This is a genomic window from Hydrogenophaga sp., assembly GCF_022844385.1.
Lineage (GTDB): Bacteria > Pseudomonadota > Gammaproteobacteria > Burkholderiales > Burkholderiaceae_C > Hydrogenophaga.
In genome coordinates this window covers 1-3,925 of record NZ_JALHLX010000211.1, presented here as the reverse complement: position 1 = coordinate 3,925, position 3,925 = coordinate 1, and the positions used below count along the sequence as shown (strand labels likewise).

Below are 3,925 nucleotides of genomic sequence, written 5' to 3'. Positions count from 1 at the left end.
CCGGTGGGCCAGTCGGCGTGGTAGGAGACCAGCAGGCCGGCCACACAGGCCAGCAGGGCGAACACCACGGCCAGGCCCAGCAAGGCGCCGAGGCGGCGCACCCAGAAACGCGCGGTGGCGGCGGGCAGCACCATCATGCCGACCGACATGAGCGTGCCCAGGGCGTGGAACCCGGCCACGAGGTTGATCACCAGCAGCGCCAGAAAACCGTAGTGCGCCACCGGGCTCCAGCGGCTGTGACCGCGCAGGAAACCCGGGTCCAGGCAGTCCAGCACCAGAGGGCGGTAGAGCACGCGCAGCGACACCAAAGTGATCACCGCGATGCTGCCCAGCAAGCTGAGGGCGGCGCCGTCCAGGGCCAACACGGTGCCGAAAAGAACATGCAGCAAATCAACGCTGTTGCCGCGCACCGAGACGATCAGCACCCCCAACGCGAGCGACAGCAGATAGAACGCGGCGAGGCTGGTGTCTTCGCGCAGCACGGTGTTGCGCGCCACCAGGCCCGAGCCCACCGCCACCGCCAAACCGGCGACGATGCCGCCGAAGGTCATGGCGCCGAGCGAAAGCCCTGCGATCAAATAGCCAATGGCCGCGCCTGGCAGGATGGCGTGGGCCATGGCGTCGCCGGTCAGGCTCATGCGCCGCAACATCAGGAACACACCCACCGGCGCGGCGCTCACCGCCAGCGCCACGCAACCCAGCAGTGCGCTGCGCATGAAGCCGAATTCCACGAAAGGCCCCAGCCACAGGTGGGCCCAGAGCATCGTCGTCGTGGCGTCTGGACCGTCCAGCGCGCTCATGCCGAGACTCCGTGGCTGTGTGCGTGGGTGCTGGCCGGCGCGCACAGGGGTGCGTCCTCGTCAAACGGCTCCTGCATGCGCAGCGCGCGTTGCCAGTGGGCGGGCGTCAACACCTCGGCTGTGGCACCCCAGGCCACCGGTTCGCGCGCCAGCAGCAGGGTCTGGGGGAAATGCGCACGCACCTGCGACAGATCGTGCAGCACCGCCACCACGGTTTTGCCCTGCGCGTGCCAGCGGTGCAGCAGGGCCAGCAGGTCGTCGGTGGTGCGCTGGTCCACCGCAGCAAAAGGTTCGTCGAGCAGCACCACGGGTGCGTCCTGCAGGATCAGGCGGGCGAACAGGGCGCGCTGCATTTGCCCGCCTGAGAGCGTGTCGATGCTGCGCCGCTCGAAGCCCAGCAAACCCACAGCAGCCAGCGCCTCGTGCCCTGCCTTGCGGTGGGCAGCGCTGTAGCGCCCCAGCGCGCCCACCTCGTGCCACAGACCGAGCATCACGAGCTCCTGCACCGAGATGGGAAAGCTGCGGTCCACGCCGCTGTGTTGCGGCAGCCAGGCCACGCGGTGGTGTTCGAGCCCTTCGACCCAGCCCTCGATGGGCCGCAACTGGCCAGCCAGGGCCTTGACCAGCGTGGACTTGCCCGCACCGTTGGGCCCGACCACTGCCACCAGCGAGCCTGGATCGATGGTGATGGACAGGTGGTGCACGGCCGGGTGCTGCTCGTAGCCCAGCGTGAGGTTGCGCAGCGCGATGGCCGGTGGGCTGCTGGCGGCGTCGGGATGGGCTTGCACGGGGATCCTTGGGGCGGAGATAATGCAACTCAATTGCGGTAACAGGCATCATAACGCAACACAGTTGCGATAAAGCGGAGACGTGTCCCTTGAACCCACGCACACCCAAAGAACCCCTGGGCGTTCCGCCCGAGATCCAGTCCCGCCTGGAGAAGGCCGGTCTGCGGCGCACGCTCGCCACCCGCGCCGTGCTCGGCCTGTTCCTGGCCCGTCCGCCCGGTGGCCTGACCCACGCGCAGGCGCTGGCTTCGCTGACCGCGCGCGGCCTGGACATCAACCGCGTCACGCTCTACCGCTTGCTGGACCGCCTGGCCGCTTGCGGCGTGCTGCAGCGTCAGGCCGACGACGCGCGCACCTGGCACTTCAGCCTGGCGTTGCCCACGCCGGGCGGTGAAGACGAAGGTGCGCTGCCGCGTTTTGAGTGCGACGCCTGCCACCGGCAGTTCCACCTCACCGACGCCAGCGAACCCACGCGCGCCGTGACCCACGACCTGTTTGCTGCGCTGGCGCGCCTGGGTCACCAGGGCAACCGGGTGGACGTTTCCATCCACGGCACTTGCGCGGGCTGCGCGGAGCCTGCTGCGTGATCGACAGCCGCGGTCTGCAATTCGCCTACCCGCACAGCGAGCCGCTGCGCTTCGCCGATGTGTCGGTGGCGCAGGGCGGCACGCTGCTGTTGCGCGGTCCTTCGGGCAGCGGCAAGTCGACCTGGCTCGCCTTGGCCAGCGGCCTGCTCACGCCCACCGCAGGCGAGGTGGAGGTGGGCGGGCAGTCGGTGGGCGGGTTGTCTGCTGCCACACGCGACGCCTGGCGCGCGAGGCACATCGGTTTTCTGCCGCAGAAGCTGCACCTGAGCGATGCCCTGTCGGTGGAGGACAACCTGGGGCTGGTGTTCTTTGCTGCGGGTTTGCCGGTGGTTCGCGCCGCTGTTCACAGGGCCTTGCAGCTGCTCGACATCGATTCGCTCTCGGCGCGCAAGCCTTCGCAACTCTCGGGTGGGCAGGCGCAGCGCGTGGCGCTGGCCCGTGCGCTGCTGCTGCGCCCGGGCGTGATCCTGGCCGACGAGCCCACCGCCAGTCTGGACGACGCAGCCTGTGCAGCCGCGTTGGACCTGCTGCGAACCTGCGCGGCCAACTTGAACGCCACGCTGGTGATCGCCACCCACGACGCACGCGTGGTGCAGGCGCTGCCACAGGCCAGCGTGCTCGCGTTCGATGCCCGGGCAGCGGTGGCCGTATGAACGTGTTCGGTCTCTCGTGGCGCTACCTGTGGTCGCGTCCGCTCGCCACCACACTCAACCTGCTCCTGCTCGCGCTCGGTCTGGCCTCGATGGCCTTCGTGCTGATTGCGCGCGACCAGATCGACCGTGCGTTCGAGCGCGATCTGGCCGGCATTGATGTGGTGGTGGGCGCCAAGGGAAGCCCGATGCAGCTGATCCTCGCGGGCGTGTTTCACATCGACGTGCCACCGGGCAACATCCCGCTGGCCGAGGTGCAGCGCCTCGCACAGCACCCGCAGGTGGCCAAACTCATTCCGTTGAGCCTGGGTGACAACCTGCAGGGTTTCCGCATCGTAGGCACCACCGCCGACTACGCCACGCACTACGGTGCACAACTTGCGCAGGGCGCGCTGTGGTCAACGCCGATGCAGGCGGTGCTCGGCGCCCAGGTGTCCAGCCGCACCGGGCTGCAACCGGGCCAGGCGTTCGAAGGCGCGCACGGTCTGGGCGCAGGCGACGCCATGCACGGCGAAACGCCCTACACCGTGAGCGGTGTTCTCGCACCCTGCCGCTGCGTGCTCGACCGGCTGGTGCTCACCGCCACCGAATCGGTCTGGCAGGTGCACGACGACATGCACGCCGGCGACCAGATGGACGAGGCCGAGCGCCTTGAACTCGCCGAGGCACTGGCCGACGAACGCGAGGTGACGCTGGCGCTCATCACGTACAACACGCCCATTGCGGCGGTGAGCTTTCCGCGCTTCATCAACAGCACCACGTCCATGCAGGCCGCCGCGCCGGCGCTCGAAATCACGCGGCTGCTCTCCATGGTGGGCGTGGGCACGCAGGTGCTCCAGGGTCTGGGCGCCGTGCTGCTGGGCGTGGCCGCGCTGTCGGTGTTCATTGCGCTGTGGAGCGCGGTGCGCGAGCGCCGGGGTGATCTCGCCATGCTGCGCATGTTGGGCGCGCCGCCCAGGCGCGTGGCTTCGCTGCTGCTGTGCGAGGCCCTGTGGCTGGCCGTGCTGGCCTGTGTGCTCGGCCTGCTGGCGGCACACGGCCTGGCGGCGCTGCTCGGTTCCATGTTGATGGACAGCCAGTCGCTGGCCATCAACGGCTGG

Annotated in this window: 5 protein-coding genes; 3 read left to right on the top strand and 2 right to left on the bottom strand. The window is 69.2% G+C overall.

Annotated elements, in window-relative coordinates:
• Positions 1-800, bottom strand: an 800-nt coding sequence (locus Q0C59_RS19115) for a metal ABC transporter permease (protein ID WP_291218562.1), incomplete at its 3' end; no start/stop codon positions are given.
• Positions 797-1,588: a zinc ABC transporter ATP-binding protein AztA gene (gene aztA / locus Q0C59_RS19110; RefSeq protein ID WP_291218560.1), complete on the bottom strand. Its 792-nt coding sequence runs from the start codon at positions 1,586-1,588 to the stop codon at positions 797-799. The genes Q0C59_RS19115 and aztA, both read right to left, overlap by 4 nt.
• A gap of 89 nt (positions 1,589-1,677) precedes the next feature.
• Here aztA and Q0C59_RS19105 point away from each other — a divergent pair, with 89 nt between their 5' ends.
• The 3 genes from Q0C59_RS19105 to Q0C59_RS19095 form a co-directional block, all read left to right on the top strand.
• A complete protein-coding gene (locus Q0C59_RS19105) occupies positions 1,678-2,175 on the top strand; it encodes a Fur family transcriptional regulator (protein WP_291218558.1) in 498 nt (165 codons plus the stop codon).
• Positions 2,172-2,828, top strand: a complete 657-nt coding sequence (locus Q0C59_RS19100; protein WP_291218556.1) for an ABC transporter ATP-binding protein — start codon at positions 2,172-2,174, stop codon at positions 2,826-2,828. Before Q0C59_RS19105 ends, Q0C59_RS19100 begins: the two co-directional genes overlap by 4 nt.
• Positions 2,825-3,925: FtsX-like permease family protein (locus tag Q0C59_RS19095; protein ID WP_291218554.1), on the top strand; the 1,101-nt coding region annotated here is incomplete at its 3' end. The genes Q0C59_RS19100 and Q0C59_RS19095, both read left to right, overlap by 4 nt.